The 15512-nt window shown below is 54.4% G+C and carries 13 protein-coding genes and 2 pseudogenes; 7 read left to right on the top strand and 8 right to left on the bottom strand.

Annotated features, from left to right (window positions below; genetic code table 11):
- Positions 1-17: 17 nt before the first annotated feature.
- Positions 18-365 (top strand): 50S ribosomal protein L19, encoded by a 348-nt coding sequence (rplS, locus tag EIEH_RS05525; RefSeq protein ID WP_015872450.1) that lies wholly within the window; start codon positions 18-20, stop codon positions 363-365.
- 187 nt (positions 366-552) lie between these two features.
- Here rplS and EIEH_RS05520 read toward each other — a convergent pair whose 3' ends face one another.
- The 3 genes from EIEH_RS05520 to EIEH_RS05510 form a co-directional block, all read right to left on the bottom strand.
- Positions 553-1101 (bottom strand): class I SAM-dependent methyltransferase, encoded by a 549-nt coding sequence (locus EIEH_RS05520; RefSeq protein ID WP_015872449.1) that lies wholly within the window; start codon positions 1099-1101, stop codon positions 553-555.
- A gap of 165 nt (positions 1102-1266) precedes the next feature.
- The gene (locus EIEH_RS05515) at positions 1267-2037 is read right to left on the bottom strand and encodes a DUF481 domain-containing protein (protein ID WP_035608973.1); all 771 of its coding nucleotides are present in this window, start codon (positions 2035-2037) and stop codon (positions 1267-1269) included.
- 167 nt (positions 2038-2204) lie between these two features.
- Positions 2205-3548, bottom strand: coding sequence for an anaerobic C4-dicarboxylate transporter (locus EIEH_RS05510; RefSeq protein WP_015872447.1), 1344 nt, complete (start codon positions 3546-3548; stop codon positions 2205-2207).
- Between the two features lie 583 nt (positions 3549-4131).
- Between EIEH_RS05510 and EIEH_RS17415 the strand changes: the two are divergent.
- Positions 4132-4389: pseudogene (locus tag EIEH_RS17415) on the top strand (IS1 family transposase); the annotation flags it as partial.
- Between the two features lie 4 nt (positions 4390-4393).
- Here the strand turns inward: EIEH_RS17415 and EIEH_RS20090 are convergent.
- Positions 4394-4872, bottom strand: a pseudogene (locus EIEH_RS20090) (IS5 family transposase).
- Positions 4797-5195, bottom strand: coding sequence for an IS5 family transposase (locus EIEH_RS20085; RefSeq protein WP_015872444.1), 399 nt, complete (start codon positions 5193-5195; stop codon positions 4797-4799). Before EIEH_RS20085 ends, EIEH_RS20090 begins: the two are co-directional and overlap by 76 nt.
- Positions 5196-5588: 393 nt before the next feature.
- Between EIEH_RS20085 and EIEH_RS05500 the strand changes: the two genes are divergently transcribed.
- Together EIEH_RS05500 and tyrA are read left to right on the top strand one after the other, a co-directional pair.
- Positions 5589-6659 carry a 3-deoxy-7-phosphoheptulonate synthase gene (locus tag EIEH_RS05500; RefSeq protein WP_015872443.1) on the top strand — a complete coding sequence of 357 codons (1071 nt, stop codon included), beginning with the start codon at positions 5589-5591 and terminating at the stop codon, positions 6657-6659.
- Between the two features lie 6 nt (positions 6660-6665).
- Positions 6666-7787 (top strand): bifunctional chorismate mutase/prephenate dehydrogenase, encoded by a 1122-nt coding sequence (gene tyrA, locus EIEH_RS05495; protein WP_015872442.1) that lies wholly within the window; start codon positions 6666-6668, stop codon positions 7785-7787.
- A 19-nt stretch (positions 7788-7806) separates the two neighbouring features.
- On the opposite strand, the gene pheA is transcribed toward tyrA, so the two are convergent.
- From pheA to bamD, 3 genes are all read right to left on the bottom strand, one after another.
- Positions 7807-8970 carry a bifunctional chorismate mutase/prephenate dehydratase gene (gene pheA, locus EIEH_RS05490; protein WP_035608967.1) on the bottom strand — a complete coding sequence of 388 codons (1164 nt, stop codon included), beginning with the start codon at positions 8968-8970 and terminating at the stop codon, positions 7807-7809.
- Between the two features lie 286 nt (positions 8971-9256).
- The gene (raiA, locus tag EIEH_RS05485) at positions 9257-9595 is read right to left on the bottom strand and encodes a ribosome-associated translation inhibitor RaiA (RefSeq protein ID WP_015872440.1); all 339 of its coding nucleotides are present in this window, start codon (positions 9593-9595) and stop codon (positions 9257-9259) included.
- A gap of 328 nt (positions 9596-9923) precedes the next feature.
- Positions 9924-10661, bottom strand: a complete 738-nt coding sequence (gene bamD / locus EIEH_RS05480; RefSeq protein WP_015872438.1) for an outer membrane protein assembly factor BamD — start codon at positions 10659-10661, stop codon at positions 9924-9926.
- Positions 10662-10793: 132 nt separating this feature from the next.
- Here bamD and rluD point away from each other — a divergent pair, with 132 nt between their 5' ends.
- The 3 genes from rluD (at position 10794) to clpB (ending at position 15247) form a co-directional block, all read left to right on the top strand.
- Positions 10794-11774, top strand: a complete 981-nt coding sequence (rluD, locus tag EIEH_RS05475) for a 23S rRNA pseudouridine(1911/1915/1917) synthase RluD (protein ID WP_015872437.1) — start codon at positions 10794-10796, stop codon at positions 11772-11774.
- A complete protein-coding gene (gene yfiH / locus EIEH_RS05470; protein WP_015872436.1) occupies positions 11771-12505 on the top strand; it encodes a purine nucleoside phosphorylase YfiH in 735 nt (244 codons plus the stop codon). The genes rluD and yfiH overlap by 4 nt, the downstream gene beginning before the upstream one ends.
- Positions 12506-12673: 168 nt before the next feature.
- Entirely contained in the window at positions 12674-15247 is a 2574-nt protein-coding gene (gene clpB, locus EIEH_RS05465; protein ID WP_015872435.1) for an ATP-dependent chaperone ClpB, read from the top strand.
- Positions 15248-15512 lie beyond the last annotated feature (265 nt).

The following is a 15512-nucleotide window of genomic DNA, read 5'->3' as shown; positions in this document are numbered from 1 at the left end:
TAGGGTAAGAGATTATTATGAACAATATCATTAAACAGATTGAACAAGAGCAGATGAAGCAAGACGTACCTGCGTTCCGTCCGGGTGACTCCGTGGAAGTGAAGGTATGGGTCGTTGAAGGTTCCAAAAAGCGTCTGCAGGCATTCGAGGGCGTGGTTATCGCTATCCGTAACCGCGGTCTGCACTCTGCATTCACTGTTCGCAAAATTTCCAACGGCGAAGGTGTTGAGCGTGTATTCCAGACTCACTCACCGGTTATCGACAGCATCGCTGTGAAACGTCGTGGTGCCGTTCGTAAAGCTAAACTGTACTACCTGCGTGAGCGTACTGGTAAGGCAGCCCGCATTAAAGAGCGCCTGAACTAAGACAACGCTTTCGCTACATCCGAAAGTAGTTAAATGATAAGGGGTTGGCCAAATGGCCAACCCCTTTTTTGTGTCTTGCCCCCTTGCTGGGCAGGGGGGCAGTCCATATTTATTGTCTTTGTGTCCACGGCGTCTTGGGCTCCTGCTTGGCAGGGGGTGTTTTATCTTCTCATCGCTACCCTGTGGGTTAGCGCGCCCGGCATAGGTAGACAAAGGCGGGGGGAAGATTGCGCCATACCAGGGTACGCTGCCAGAGAAAGTGGGCAGAAAGGCTGTCTTCCAGCAACGGGCTATATTGGAACTGGATAAATACCCCATCAAGTGTCAGGGCGCGGGCGGCCTGAGCCAGGATCGTTTGGCGCAGTGTCTGGGGGAAAGCCAGCAGCGGCAGTCCGGAAAAGATCGTATCGTATTTTTGTGTTGTCGCCTCCGCCGAGGCGCAGTGTACCGTCGCGCGTCGATCGGCAATATTGCGTAGGGTTTGGCAAAAGTGCGGGTTGGTCTCAAAGATATCCAGCCTGGCGTCCACCCGCATCTGACGCTGAATATGACGCGTCAGAACCCCGGTACCCGCGCCGAACTCCGCAACGCGACGGCTATAGGTCCAGTCAACGGAGCGTACCATCTGGCGGCATAGATAGGAGGTGGAAGGGGTGATAGCACCAACCGTACGGGGGGAGCGGATGAACTGAGTAATGAAGTCTGCTGTTGTTTTCAGTGATTCGGTCAATAGCATGATGCCGCTTCCTCTCGCTTCTCATATCGTGGTTTCCATTAGAGCGATAAATGCTTAAGCGGATATTAAGTTGCGGTGTAAAGAAAGTATAAGAAGGGTAAGGTCGTGTCAGGTGTGCCACGATTGACTCGCGGCGCTCGTACCCTCCCGGGGGGAGGGCGGTGTTTACAGATTGTACCGTAGGGTGATTGCGCTGGTACGGTCGGTGTGTTTGGGCGCGCTGGCCGGTGGTTCACTATTGTAGGTTACGTTATAGGAGAGACGCAGCGAGAAGGCATCGTTAATACCGACGTTGAGCGCCGTTTCCGAGTTGAGAGAGGTATCTTCATTAGAGAGTGCAGAGACTCCCTGGGTAAACTGGGTGTTCTTGGTGAGCTGATAGGTATAGTTCGCGGCGCCGTAGGCCAGCGCCCGGGTGGATCGTCCCCCTTCCCGATACTCGTCATGGCGGATGCCTGGACCGAATTCGACGCGCAGATCCTGCGATGGCGAGGAGAAGAGCTGGCGCCCATAGCCTGCGGTACCGGTGGTGCGGGAGGCGTAGCCAGCAAAGCGATCGTTCAGCCAGTTAACCTGCCCGAACATATAGTTATCGGTCGTGACATTATAGCGGGTGCGGGCGCCGGCTTGGTATTTTTCAGCGGAACGTGTACCGTTAGACTCGGCATTGTTAGCCGTGCCCCACAGACTATAGGCAGTAGCAGCCTCCCGGTTAAACCAGGTCATGGTAGTATCGGCAAGCAGGCTGGCGTTATTGCTGTTTCCTGACTGTGAATTATAACCGGCCTGTATATTTCCGGTAAAAGGCTGTTTTGCTGTTGACGGATCGTCTAACGCGGTAAACAGGGTGCTATCGGCACAGGCATTGATGCCGTACAGCACAGTGGTAATGCCCATGAGGATCGGCAGTGAACGGGGGACACATAAGCGGAGCATGATGTTTCCAGTAAAATAGGGATTTTGCCAAAGTTGATGTACGTCTCATTATAGCGGGTGATTTGTGGCCAAAAATGGTAATGATTAGCTTATTTTTGCAAGCTTGACGGGAACGTTATACGCTTTTTTTATATCGACCTCCCGTAGGAGGCCGGGTAAGGACGTTCTTAATAGAAGGCAGCAACCAGCAGGTAGCCTACCGTACACGAGGTGATGACACCGATAAATCCGGGCAGGATAAAACTGTGGTTAATAATAAATTTCCCGATGCGGGTTGTACCTGAGCGGTCAAAACCGATACAGGCCAGATCGCTGGGATAGGTTGGCAAAACGAAGTAGCCATAGGCCGCCGGAAAGAATGCCAGCAGCATTTTTGGTTCTACGCCCAGCGATAGCCCCATCGGTGCGATGGCGGTCAGTGCAGCAGCCTGACTGTTCACCAGCTTGGAGACCAAAAACAGCACCAGCGCATAGGTCCAGGGATGGCTCTTCACGACATCTTCCAGCACCAGGCGTAGATCCTGCATGTGCGCCTGGAAGAAGGTATCACTCATCCAGGCGACGCCAAAGACGGAGAAAATGGCGACCATGCCGGCTTTAAAGACGGCACCGCTGGAGATGTCACCCGGCTTGACCTTACAGGACATCAGAATGATGGCGCCGGCGATCAGCATCATCATCTGGATGACCAGGTTCATTGAGAGGGGTTTCATCCCCCCTTTAACCTCAAAGGCCGGCCGCAGATCGACGAAGGCGCCCAGGATGACGACGACGGCGATAGCGGTAAAAAAGATCCAGGTAGCCCAGTAGGCCTGTTTGGGGAACGTCTGGTTCAGCAGCGTCTGGCTATCACCATAGATGTAGGCGCGCTGCTCCGGATCTTTGATTTTCTCCTGGAATACCGGATCCTTATCCAGATCTTTACCGCGGCGCAGGCTCCAAAGCGCGGCGACCAGCACCCCGCACAGGGAGGCTGGCACCGACACGGCCAGAATATCCAGAATAGTGAAGGCCTGGCCAATGCCGTGCGCTGCGCCGAGGATTGAGACCAGTGAGACCACGGCGACGGAAACTGGCGATGCGGTGATGGCCATCTGTGAGGCGATGGAGGCGACCGCCATCGGACGCTCTGGGCGGATCCCCTTCTTCAGCGCAATATCGGCAATGATGGGGAACATGGTATAGACCACGTGCCCTGTGCCGCAGAGGAATGTCAGCATCCAGGTGGTCAGCGGCGCCAGGATGGTGATGTGTTGCGGATGACGGCGCAGCAGGCGTTCGGCAAACTGCATCATTACATTGAGGCCGCCGGCGGTTTGTAGCACGGCGGCGCAACCGATGACGGCCAAGATGGTCAGGATCACCTCGACCGGCGGCTTGCCGGGCACCATATTGAAGACAAAGGTCAGGATGAAGAGACCAATACCACTGATAAGCCCCAGCCCCATCCCACCATAGCGTGTCCCCAGTAATAGACAGATTATTATAACGGCAAATTGTAGTGTGACCATATGTTCCCTTTGTGTTTATTTTCCCACGCCGTGCCTCATGGTATAAGGGCGTCGGGTATTCATGACAGCGAAAATCGTATACAGCGTAATGCTGCGTAATAATATTTTTGGTCTGCACATGATTCTGAGAGATTGCTCTTCCTTTATAAAAATACAGAATATAAATCCAATGAAAAGTGATCTGAATAAACTATTGTGGACAAAGTGAAAACGGAGGAGAACCAGAGAGGCACATAGAATTTCTAACACTCCCTAAGGTAAATCCGTTTATCTCCATGTCGTCAGCATAAAGGCATCACCGGTTGCTTATCCTGCTTATAGTGTATCTCGGGCGCTGTATGGATCGCGATTTATTATTAAATGGCCATATCTCTCAGTTCCTTCATTTTTATCTCTTTCAGTGAAATTGTGATATTACCGATACCTTCTCCCGCGCATGGTATTTTGGCGTTATTTATGTAACTTTGTTGAGATCTCATGTTAATAAAGAATAATTATATTTTGCATTGCACGTTATATATAATACATTTTGGATGAGTGTGAATTAATTGGCAAATAATATAGTTTTGTTAATAAATGACCTCTTCCCTCTGTTCTGGCCTTGCTGAGACAATTTTATATTGTCTTCTACATGACCGATTCTTGGCCGGTATACTGGACGCTGTTGGATTCAGCTCACCATGTAGTCAGCAAAAAATAGATTCAAAGTATAGAGCGGCATAACCCGAATCTGCGGACTCATCTTAAACGGCTTACCAGAAGGACAATCTGCTTCTCAAAATCAGAAGAAATGCACGATAGGGTCATTGGCTGGGATCTTACAATCAACCATTACCACTAAGATCCTATTTCAATAGAGGTTTATTCCAGACAATAAGACCACAGGTAAAATACAGCATGGCCTCGTAATTTTCAGACCTATTTTCCCATCGGGTCATTACCCGGCGAAAGCGATTCATCCAGCTATGCGTCCTCTCAACGACCCAGCGATAGGCCTTGAAGTCTGTGGTTTTACTGGCATCTGATTCCCCTTTACGGGGCTGGAGATGCGGCTTGTAACGGCGGCTCGGCAGGTATGTTGCCAGCCCGCTTCGTAGCCTTTGTCCAGGCAGAGCCCGAGTTTTTTCCCCGAACGCCCCATCTGAAGCGCATCGTGTGTATCCGCAACCAGTTTGATGTCATGCGTGTTGTCTGCTGCGACAACCAGCGACAGAGGAAGTCCGTTGGCATCAGTCATCAGACTGCGCTTTACGCCTTGTTTCCCTCTGTCCGTGGGATTGCGGCCTGTTTTTTTGTTCCTGGCAGTGGCGGTTTGGTCATACAGCCATCCATCGACAACCAGGACCAGTCAATGCCGTCCAGATGTTCACAGGCCAACAATCCGCTCTGCCAGAAGCGCTCGAAGACGCCTGCAGCGCGCCATTCCTGGAAGCGCCGGTGCGCAGAACTCGATGAACATGTCCCGCTGGCATTCAGTGCGTTCCTCTGGCATCCGGTTCTGAGGACGAAGAAGATAGCATCCACTGCGGCACGGTTATCAATGCGTTTCCGGTATGTACCGAGTGGATGGCTGGTTTTGTGCTCAGGGATAAACGGTGCCATTTTTTCCCAGAGTTCATCGCTGATCCGCCATTGGCTTCCTGTCATATTTTTGCCTTCAGAAATTATCAGTTACGACATTCTGACAATCCCTTCTGGGATAGGTTCTAAGTTGGAGTTGTGACCCGATATTCGGCGCGGCTCTTAGGGCGAGCGGGATTTGTCGGCACGTTGCATGCTGTTAGGCCATCTGCGTATCCGCGTCGCGGACACGATTTAGCGGGCACAGCCTAACGTGTGTTTTTAACTTTGCGGTCTAATCAACAATGAAACCGCGTGATGCTTCAAATTTTGCTCACCCGTGACATGTAAAGACACCTGTATTGTATTATTTACAATTATGGATTGAAAAGTTTACTGTTCGTGCTAATGTAGCCTAGATAGAGGCATGGTACCCGCGCCGAGATAATTACTCCCTGATAGGCAGGTAATGTGATGATGATGCAAAAAGACGCCGTGAATAACATCCATATCAGCGATGAGCAGGTTTTGATTACGCCAGAGGAGCTAAAGGCCCGTTTCCCGCTGACCGAGGCTCAGCAGGCGAAAATCGCTGCCTCCCGCCGTGAGATAGCTGATATTCTGGCCGGGCGTGACTCGCGTCTGCTGGTGATCTGCGGTCCCTGCTCGATCCATGATGTCGATGCCGCCCTTACGTATGGCCGTCATCTGCAGTCGCTGGCGCAGAGTGTCGGCGATCGGCTCTACGTTGTCATGCGGGTCTATTTTGAGAAGCCGCGCACCACGGTGGGTTGGAAAGGGTTAATTAACGATCCCTATATGGATGGCTCTTTCGATGTTGAGGCCGGGCTGCATATTGCCCGTCGCCTGCTGCTGCAGCTGGTCGATATAGGGTTACCGTTGGCGACTGAGGCGCTGGATCCCAACTCACCGCAATACTTGGGCGATCTGTTCAGCTGGTCGGCCATAGGCGCGCGTACCACCGAGTCACAAACCCATCGCGAGATGGCCTCCGGTCTGTCGATGCCGGTCGGCTTTAAAAACGGTACCGACGGCAGCATGGAGACAGCGATTAATGCGATGAAGGCGGCGGCCATGCCACACCGCTTCGTCGGTATCAATCAGGCTGGGCAGGTTTGCCTGTTGCAGACACAGGGAAACCCCGATGGCCATGTTATTCTGCGTGGGGGGCGAATGCCAAACTACAGCGCACAGGATGTCGCGCAGTGCGAGGCGCAGATGGTACAGGCCGGTCTGCGCCCGCTGTTGATGGTCGACTGCAGTCACGGTAATTCTTGCAAGGACTACCGACGTCAGCCGCAGGTCGCGCAGTCGGTTATTACGCAGATAGTAGAGGGGAACCGCTCCATTATCGGTGTGATGCTGGAGAGTAACCTGGCCGCTGGCAATCAGAGTTCGGAGCAGCCACGCAGCGACATGCGCTATGGCGTCTCTGTGACGGATGGTTGTATTGACTGGACGACAACGGAAACGTTGCTGCACGATATGCAGCGTCAATTGGCGCCGCTGCGGCGCGATCGGGAGGCATGACGGACGATGGTGGCGGAACTGAGCGCACTGCGCGATAGCATTGATGAGGTCGATAAGGCGTTGCTGGGGCTGTTGGCACGCCGTTTACAGTTGGTTGCCCAGGTGGGGGAGGTCAAGAGCCGCTATGGCCTGCCGGTTTATGTACCTGAGCGAGAGGCGGCGATGTTGACGTCGCGACGGGCGGAGGCGCAGCAGCTTGGTGTTTCGCCGGATCTGATTGAGGACGTGCTGCGCCGGGTGATGCGGGAGTCTTATGTCAGTGAAAATAACAAGGGGTTTAAGGCGCTGAATCCGGAGCTACGCCCGGTGGTGATCGTCGGCGGCGCAGGGCAGATGGGGCGGCTGTTTGCCCGGATGCTACGACTGTCTGGTTACCAGGTACGCATACTGGAAACGCAGGATTGGCCGCAGGCCGAGACGCTTTGCGCCGATGCCGGTATGGTGATAATCAGCGTGCCAATCCATTTGACCGAAGCCTCTATAGCCCGCCTGCCGTCGCTGCCGGCGGATTGCCTGTTGGTCGACCTGGCATCGGTTAAGGGCGGGCCGATGCAGGCGATGTTGGCGGCGCACAGTGGACCCGTCGTCGGATTACATCCGATGTTCGGCCCTGATGTAGGCAGTTTTGCCAAACAGGTGATCGTCTACTGCGATGGTAGACAGCCGCAGGCTTACCAGTGGTTGCTAGAGCAGCTGCAGGTTTGGGGCGCGCGTCTGCATAGCATCAGCGCAGTACAGCACGATCAGAATATGGCGTTTATCCAGGCGCTGCGTCACTTTGCGACCTTTGCCTATGGGCTGCATCTGGCCGAAGAGAATGTCGGCATGGAGCAATTGCTGGCGCTCTCCTCGCCGATTTATCGTCTGGAACTGATGATGGTAGGACGTCTGTTTGCGCAAGATGCGCAGCTATATGCTGATATCATCATGGCATCGCCGGATAATCTGGCGCTGATCAAACGGTATTATCAGCGTTTCGGCGAAGCGATCCGACTGTTGGAGGGGCAGAAGAAAGAGGCGTTTATCGAAACGTTTCAGCGTATCGCCCGCTGGTTCGGCGAAGATGCGCAGCGTTTTCAGGATGAGAGCCGGGCGTTGCTGAGCCAGGCGCACGATCGCCGCGGCTGATGTCGCGGCAGCATAAGGATTATGATTGCCCGGTCGGTGCGACCGGCACCACGTTTTCACTTGGGTAGCAGCCCAAGATTTTCTGTGATCGGGTGAGCGCCTGCAGGTCATGCAGTGCTCGCAGCATGGCAGGATCGTTCAGATTAGCCTGTACATCCAGATAGAACATCTCCTCCCACGGATTGCCGTTTATCGGCCGAGACTCCAGCTTGGTGATGACAATATGTTGCTCGCGGAAGGCCAGCAGCGCATCGACCAGCGCCCCGGGTTGTTGGCCCGTCGCCATGATCAGCGTGGTTTTGGCGGCGATTTGGGGATTGACCTCGATCGCTTTGCGCGCCAGGACGATGAATCGGGTCATGTTCTGGGCCTGGTTGGCCAGATCGTGCGCCAGTGGCTGCAGACCATACAGATTGCCGCCGTCGGCGCTGCCCAGGGCCGCTGCCTGGGGGGAGCACAGTGCGGCGACCTTCTCCATCGCGGCGGCAGTGCTTTCACAGTATTCGATATGCCACTGTGGGTAGCGGCTGAGGAACTGGCTGCATTGCTGAAACGGCTGAGGGTGGCTGTAGACAGTGGTCAGCGTGTTGATATCGCCCTCACCGGCGATCAGCAGGCAGTGCTCGATGGGCAGCGTTAGCTCGCCGACAATAGATAGGCTGGTATGCTGCAACAAATCGTAGACGTCGTTAATGGCGCCAGATGAGGTGTTTTCTATCGGTAGTACGGCATAGTCGGCCTGGCCGTTTTCTACCTGGGCGAAGACGTCTTGAAAACGCTGGCAGCCGCACTCTAGCATTTGATCAAAATAGCGCGCGGCATAGTGGCGGGCGGCCAGATGGGAATAGGAGCCTTTAGGGCCGAGAAAGGCGATGCGTGCGGCGGCGGTGGCCAAGTACGACTGCTGTAGCAACGCCTGTTGGGTTAGCACCGAGTCTTCGATAATCAGTTGAAACAGGCGAGTAATAAAATGTGCATCAAGCTGCAGCGGTTTTCCCTGTTCAATCAGGCTGAGCAGCAAATCACGCTCTCTGGCCCGGTCTCGAACTGGATGATGCAGTGCCTGTTTGGTTCGGGCGACCTGCTCGGCCAGGCGGCAGCGTTCGCCCAGTAGAGCCAGCAACTGGCTGTCGACGGCGCTAATCTGCTCGCGCAGCGTCAATAATGGATTGAGTGTACTCATCAGGGGCCCTTAATCAGCTTGGTGCAGTGGTGGTACGCATAAAAAAGCCTCCCTAGGGAGGACTTACGTCATTCTTTCGCTGCTTTCCTAGCGTAGAGCGACGCCTTCCGGCTGCAGAGTCGGAAAAAAGCAGCGAAAGAACAACGAGCAACGGGACATAATGCGGCTCTATGGTGAGTCATACCTTACGTTAACCGTGATACTTTTTTCCTGTCAACGTTTTTTGTATCAATAAAAAACGCGCCCGATGGACGCGTTATATCTAAATAAAAGGGCTTATTTTAGGCTATTCGCTGGCAGCGACCTGTAGATTAGCATCTTTTACGCTGGTATGGGCACGGCGAGCTTCCCCTTTATGCTGGACTTTGTTTAGCTGACGCTCCAGCTTGTTCAGCAGCTCGTTGATCGCGGTATACATGTCTTCATGTTTGGCGCTGGCGACCAGTTGGCCATTGGGCGTATTAATCGTGGCGTCAACCACAAAACCCTGCGGCTCCTTAGACAGAATGATATGAGGATTAATTAGGTGCGTTTGCCATTTGTCCAGTTTGCTGAGACGGTCTTCGACATGTTCACGGATGGCAGCAGTGATTTCCATTTGTTTGCTGGTAATACTGATAGTCATACAGATACCTCTCTGTCTTTTCCGCTTTGATGATTTCAGCATAACGCGCCACGGAGCAAAGTGTGAGAGGAAAATCACGGATTTTTGTCACTTTTTGCAAAGTTAAGTTGTTTTGTGATTATGGTGAAAAATGCTGAAAATAGCGCTTGAGTCAGCGGAAATTTATGCGCATGATGGAGAAGTTAAGGCGGAAAAATTGGCAAAGCCTGGGATAGCTTACGGCTGGAGTTTTTCCAGAGGGGCGGAACGTGCTTCCCGGCTACGCCTGTGCGGATCAAACAAAAGGCAGCTGATGGCTGCCTTTTGTTTATCTATCTCTGGATTGGCGCTATGTCTTGTCGCCGTTGAACGCGATGATTTTTTGTACCTTGTCGGCTTCACCGTTCAGGCCCATCTGGCGGTAGGCATTCTCCATCAGCGGCAGAGCGCCACGGGTCGCTTGGGTATCCGGATAGTTGCGCAGCATCTGCTCTACGCGGTTCACCACGGCGACATAGGCACCGCGCTTGGTGTAGAAGCGGGCGACGGCCAATTCGTGTTTGGCGAGCCGATTTTTCAGGAAGACCAGACGCTTGGTCGCATCTGTAGTATAAGCGCTGTTCGGGTAACGCTGTACCAGCTGGCTGAAGTCACGGAAAGCCTGGCGGGCGTATTCGGGGTCACGGTCAGAGCGGTCGATGCCGAAGAATCCCTGCAGTGCGCTGTCGTCCATAGCCATATCTGTCAGGCCGCGCATGTACAATACATAGGACATGTTTTGACTGGTCGGATTGAGACGGATGAAGCGATCGATGGTAGCCTGTGCCATCGGCAGGTCAGCCGACTTATAGTAGGCGTAGATCAGATCCAGCTGCACCTGCTGAGAGTAAGGGCCAAATGGATAACGGTTATCCAGCGCTTCCAGTTGCGTAATCGCCGCTTTAAAGTTACCGTCCTGCAGTTTTTGCTGTGCGGTGGCGTAGATTTCTGCAGGTGGATTGTCGGGCACCGCCTCTTTGGAGCTGGAACAACCAGCCAGCGCCAGGCTCAACGTGGTGGCTGCCACCAGATATTTGATACGCGTCATGACGTTTTGCTTACCCTTTTTGTGTTGTTCCGGGTGACTCTCCGTTAAGCTCCCGGCAAAGACCAGCTACAATAGCACATTATTTTAAACGGCAACGCCGAGAAAACCCAACGTTAACGAAAGAAACTCACTATGGCACAACAAGTACAGCTCACCGCGACGGTGACGGAATCCCAACTCGGTCAACGCTTAGATCAGGCGTTGGCGGAATTGTTCCCTGATTATTCACGTTCACGCATAAAAGAGTGGATCCTGGAGGGGCGCGTCAGCGTGAACGGGGTCATTATCAATAAGCCTAAAGAGAAGGTTCTGGGTGGTGAGCATATTGCCATTGATGCTCTGATTGAGGAAGAGAACCGTTGGGAGGCGCAGGATATCGCGCTGGATATCGTCTACGAGGATGAAGATATCCTGGTGATCAATAAGCCGCGCGATTTGGTAGTACATCCCGGTGCCGGTAACCCAGACGGTACGGTGCTCAACGCCCTGCTGCATCACTATCCACAGATCGCCGACGTTCCGCGCGCCGGGATCGTGCACCGTCTGGATAAAGACACCACCGGCCTGATGGTGGTCGCTAAAACAGTTCCGGCCCAGACTCGCTTGGTCGAGTCGCTGCAGCTGCGTGAAATCACCCGGGAATATGAGGCGGTAGCCATCGGTACCATGACCGCCGGTGGTACCGTACGGGAGCCGATCGCGCGTCACCCGACCAAGCGAACCCACATGTCGGTACACCCGATGGGAAAACCGGCGGTGACGCACTATCGCATTATGGAGCACTTCCGTGTCCATACACGCCTGCGCCTGCGCTTGGAGACCGGGCGTACCCACCAGATCCGTGTGCATATGGCGCACATTAACCATCCGCTGGTTGGTGATCCGCTGTACGGTGGCCGTCCGCGCCCGCCGCGTGATGCATCGCCGGAGTTTATCCGTGTCCTGCGCGAGTTTGATCGCCAGGCGCTGCACGCGACCATGTTGCGGCTATATCATCCGATCAGTGGTATCGAAATGGAGTGGCATGCGCCGATCCCAGACGATATGCAGCGCCTGATTGCGGTGATGCAAGAGGACGCAGAAACCTTTAAGGATGAAATGGACTGGCTATGAAACTGATTGTGCCGCGCTGGCCGGCGCCATCGAGGGTCTCCGCCTATGGGACCACCCGCGACGGCGGTGTTAGCCTGCCACCCTATGACACGTTAAATTTGGGTGTGCACGTCGGTGACGATCCCGCACGGGTCACGGCCAACCGTGCCCGGCTCTGTCAGACGCTGGATTTGCCGACGCCACCGGTGTGGTTGGATCAGATACACGGTACGCGGGTGCTGACGCTGGCGGCCGGAAATACCGATTACGATGTGCGTGCCGATGCGGCCTATACCCGAACGCCGGGGCAGGTGTGCGCGGTGATGACAGCTGACTGTTTACCCGTGCTGTTTACCTGTGATGAGGGTAACGAAGTGGCGGCGGCCCATGCCGGTTGGCGTGGGTTGTGCAATGGGGTCCTAGAGCAGACCCTGAGCTGTTTTAATGCGGCGCCCGGTGCGGTGATGGCTTGGCTCGGGCCGGCCATTGGCCCTGATGCTTTTGAAGTGGGATCCGAGGTACGGGCGCAGTTTATCCAGCACGATCGGGCCAGCCTCAGCGCGTTCCGGCCTATTGCGGACGGTAAATACTTGGCCGATATCTACGCCCTGGCACGCCAGCGCCTGCAGGCCGCGGGCGTTACCCGCATCAGCGGTGGTGAGTTCTGTACGTTGAGCGATGCATCGCGCTTTTTTTCCTATCGTCGTATGGCGCAGACCGGTCGTATGGCTTCGCTGATCTGGTTCTCCTAACGCATTCTTCCCAAGGCCAGCGTCTGGTGGCCTTGGGATTCTGTACGCCTCGCGTGCCACCCTAAATTGAACAAAAAATAATTAAATAATTGTCACGATTTGGTTGAAAAGTGCAGTCTAGACCACACTTATTCTCCAGAAGCAATTTGCATACGTCTCGGAGGAAACATGCGTCTGGATCGTTTAACCAACAAGTTCCAGTTAGCCCTCGCTGATGCCCAGTCTTTGGCACTCGGGCGCGACAACCAATTTATTGAACCGATACATCTGATGAGCGCGATGCTCGGTCAGGATGGGGGCACGGTTCGTCCTTTGCTGGTATCTGCAGGCGTTGATATCGGTGAGTTTCAGCAGTCCCTGGAGCAGGCTATTGCCCGCCTACCGCAGGTGGAGGGGACCGGTGGCGATGTTCAGCCATCCAACGACCTGATTCGGGTTCTCAACCTGTGTGATAAATTAGCGCAAAAGCACAGTGATACCTACATATCGTCAGAGCTGTTTATACTGGCCGCGATGGAAGAGCGCGGTAAACTGGCCGATATGTTGAAGGCCGCTGGTGCTTCTGCGCAAAAACTCAGCGTTGCTGTTGAGCAGCTGCGCGGAGGAGAAAAAGTGGACGATCAGAATGCGGAAGATCAGCGCCAGGCACTGAATAAGTACACCATCGATCTGACCGAGCGTGCCGAGCTGGGTAAGCTGGATCCGGTGATTGGGCGTGACGAAGAGATCCGCCGCACCATTCAGGTGCTGCAGCGCCGCACCAAAAATAATCCGGTGCTGATCGGGGAGCCCGGGGTCGGTAAAACGGCTATTGTCGAAGGGCTGGCCCAGCGCATCATCAACGGTGAGGTCCCTGAGGGGCTGAAGCACAAGCGCGTGCTTTCTTTGGATATGGGGGCGTTAATCGCCGGTGCAAAATTCCGCGGTGAGTTTGAAGAACGTTTGAAAGCGGTGCTGAACGATCTGGCTAAACAGGAGGGCAGTGTCATCCTGTTTATCGATGAGCTGCACACGATGGTCGGGGCTGGAAAAGCCGATGGCGCCATGGATGCGGGGAATATGCTGAAGCCTGCGCTGGCGCGTGGTGAGCTGCATTGTGTCGGTGCGACGACCCTGGACGAGTACCGCCAGTATATTGAGAAGGATGCTGCACTGGAGCGTCGTTTCCAGAAGGTCTATGTGGCGCAGCCGTCCGTCGAAGATACCATCGCCATTCTTCGTGGGTTGAAGGAGCGCTATGAGCTACATCACCACGTGCAGATCACCGATCCAGCTATCGTGGCGGCCGCCACGCTATCCCACCGCTATATCGCTGATCGCCAGCTGCCCGATAAGGCCATCGACCTGATCGATGAGGCCGCTTCCAGCATCCGGATGCAGATCGACTCTAAACCGGAAGCGTTGGATCGTCTGGAACGGCGTATCATCCAGCTTAAGCTGGAGCAGCAGGCGCTGAAGAAAGAGTCCGACGAGGCCAGCAAGAAACGTCTGGAAATCCTGAATATTGAGCTGGAGGAGAAAGAGCGCGACTATGCCTCGCTGGAAGAAGAGTGGAAGGCAGAAAAAGCCGCGCTGACCGGTACCCAGAATATCAAGGCCGAGATCGAGCAGGCCAAGATTGCGCTAGAGCAGGCGCGCCGCAGCGGTGACCTTGCGCAGATGTCTGAGATCCAGTACGGCAAACTGCCGGATTTGGAGAAGCAGCTGCAGGCGGCAACGCAGGCCGAAGGTAAGAGTATGAAGCTGCTGCGTAATAAGGTCACCGACGCCGAAATCGCAGAGGTGCTGGCGCGTTGGACCGGTATTCCAGTATCGCGCATGCTGGAAGGTGAGCGCGAAAAATTGCTGCGTATGGAAGGTGAGCTGCATAAACGCGTCGTGGGGCAGAATGAGGCGGTTGAAGCTGTCTCCAATGCTATTCGCCGTAGCCGCGCAGGGCTGTCCGATCCTAACCGTCCCATCGGTTCATTCCTGTTCCTCGGGCCGACTGGGGTGGGTAAAACCGAACTGTGTAAGGCGCTGGCTAACTTCTTGTTCGACAGCGATGACGCTATGGTGCGTATCGACATGTCTGAATTTATGGAGAAGCACTCCGTATCGCGTTTGGTCGGGGCGCCTCCGGGATATGTCGGCTATGAAGAGGGGGGATATTTGACGGAGGCAGTACGCCGTCGTCCGTACTCGGTCATCTTGCTCGATGAGGTCGAGAAGGCGCATCCAGATGTCTTTAACATCCTGCTGCAGGTGCTGGACGATGGACGTCTGACTGATGGTCAGGGGCGCACCGTCGATTTTCGTAATACGGTGGTCATTATGACGTCTAATCTGGGCTCCGATCTGATCCAGGATCGCTTTGGCGACCAGAGCTATGGCGAAATGAAAGCGCTGGTGATGAGCGTAGTCACTCACCATTTCAGACCAGAGTTCATCAATCGTATTGATGAGACAGTGGTCTTCCATCCGTTGGGTCAGGAGAACATTAAGGCGATCGCCCGCATTCAGTTGCAGCGGCTGTATCAGCGGTTGGAAGAGAAGGGCTACAGCGTCACGATGAGCGAGGCGGCGTTGGATCAGCTCTCTCAGGCTGGCTTCGACCCGGTTTATGGTGCACGTCCGTTGAAGCGTGCCATCCAACAGGAGATCGAAAACCCGTTGGCACAACAGCTCCTGTCCGGGAAACTGTTGCCGGGCAAACCGATTACCCTGGTGTTGGACGGCGAGCAGATCGTGGCACAGCAGTAATTCACGATAGCGCAATACGGGGGCAGCCTGATGGCTGCCCTGTCTTTTACCTCTTCTGATGGGGAGGAGGCTGGAAAAGGTATGAAAATAACGCGCTCTGTATGGAAAGTGGTCGAATGATAAAAAAGTTGTAATTAGGGCTTGTCAGGCGGCGTAATCTCCCTATAATGCGCCTCCATCGACACGGCACATGTGAACAACATCACAGGATGAGCCGGGGAGAGTGAGAGAGAAACGGTAAATTAAACGTTGACACTCACCGAGG

The organism is Edwardsiella ictaluri ATCC 33202, from assembly GCF_000264785.1.
GTDB lineage: Bacteria > Pseudomonadota > Gammaproteobacteria > Enterobacterales > Enterobacteriaceae > Edwardsiella > Edwardsiella ictaluri.
Note: the sequence above shows the minus strand (reverse complement) of the source record. Positions and strands in the feature narration are given on the sequence as shown.

Bases quoted from the DNA above. Each gene is read 5' to 3' on its own strand.
- rplS (WP_015872450.1), top strand. From the start codon at position 18: ATGAACAATATCATTAAACAGATTGAACAAGAGCAGATGAAGCAAGAC.
- EIEH_RS05520 (WP_015872449.1), bottom strand. From the start codon at position 1,101: ATGCTATTGACCGAATCACTGAAAACAACAGCAGACTTCATTACTCAG.
- EIEH_RS05515 (WP_035608973.1), bottom strand. From the start codon at position 2,037: ATGCTCCGCTTATGTGTCCCCCGTTCACTGCCGATCCTCATGGGCATT.
- EIEH_RS05510 (WP_015872447.1), bottom strand. From the start codon at position 3,548: ATGGTCACACTACAATTTGCCGTTATAATAATCTGTCTATTACTGGGG.
- EIEH_RS20085 (WP_015872444.1), bottom strand. From the start codon at position 5,195: ATGACAGGAAGCCAATGGCGGATCAGCGATGAACTCTGGGAAAAAATG.
- EIEH_RS05500 (WP_015872443.1), top strand. From the start codon at position 5,589: ATGCAAAAAGACGCCGTGAATAACATCCATATCAGCGATGAGCAGGTT.
- tyrA (WP_015872442.1), top strand. From the start codon at position 6,666: ATGGTGGCGGAACTGAGCGCACTGCGCGATAGCATTGATGAGGTCGAT.
- pheA (WP_035608967.1), bottom strand. From the start codon at position 8,970: ATGAGTACACTCAATCCATTATTGACGCTGCGCGAGCAGATTAGCGCC.
- raiA (WP_015872440.1), bottom strand. From the start codon at position 9,595: ATGACTATCAGTATTACCAGCAAACAAATGGAAATCACTGCTGCCATC.
- bamD (WP_015872438.1), bottom strand. From the start codon at position 10,661: ATGACGCGTATCAAATATCTGGTGGCAGCCACCACGTTGAGCCTGGCG.
- rluD (WP_015872437.1), top strand. From the start codon at position 10,794: ATGGCACAACAAGTACAGCTCACCGCGACGGTGACGGAATCCCAACTC.
- yfiH (WP_015872436.1), top strand. From the start codon at position 11,771: ATGAAACTGATTGTGCCGCGCTGGCCGGCGCCATCGAGGGTCTCCGCC.
- clpB (WP_015872435.1), top strand. From the start codon at position 12,674: ATGCGTCTGGATCGTTTAACCAACAAGTTCCAGTTAGCCCTCGCTGAT.